The sequence below is a fragment of the Pseudomonas sp. F007 genome, from assembly GCF_057814275.1.
Window position 1 is genome coordinate 1 of record NZ_JBVATA010000030.1, and the last position, 435, is coordinate 435.

Below are 435 nucleotides of genomic sequence, written 5' to 3' on the forward strand. Positions count from 1 at the left end.
TGAGGAGGATGCTCTTGACGATCTCCGGCACCGACTGGTCCTGGTAGATCCGGTATTGCTTGCCGCGTCCGGCCAGGGCCAGGCGCGGCTCGAGGGTCACCGAATAGCGGGTCAGTTTGGCGGACTCCGACAGGCGCTGGAAGCCGGTGATGATCCCGTACAGGGTGCGCGCCGGCTTGTGTTCGATGACCCGCAAGCCTGAATAACTGTCTTCCGGCGGCCCGTAGAGGCTGAACCAGGCGTGCTTGTTGAGCACCTCTTCGACGCTGATGTCCCGCGTATCGCTGGTGAATTCGATGGTGTAGAGGAAGGGCCGGCTGAGGCCTTCTTCGCCGTCGAAGGCCAGGAGGTCGATCTTGGCCTGGAGCCGGTGGATTTCGAGGGTGTGGTTGTGAAAAACGCGGTATTTATCGGACAAAACTCAGACCTCCCTGG

At 61.1% G+C, this 435-nt stretch carries 1 protein-coding gene; it reads right to left on the minus strand.

The genetic code is table 11. The annotated features are described in order from the left end of the window. Positions 1 to 418, minus strand: a 418-nt coding sequence (locus tag ACZYR5_RS29585) for a contractile injection system protein, VgrG/Pvc8 family (RefSeq protein WP_489092919.1), incomplete at its 3' end; no start/stop codon positions are given. Positions 419 to 435 lie beyond the last annotated feature (17 nt).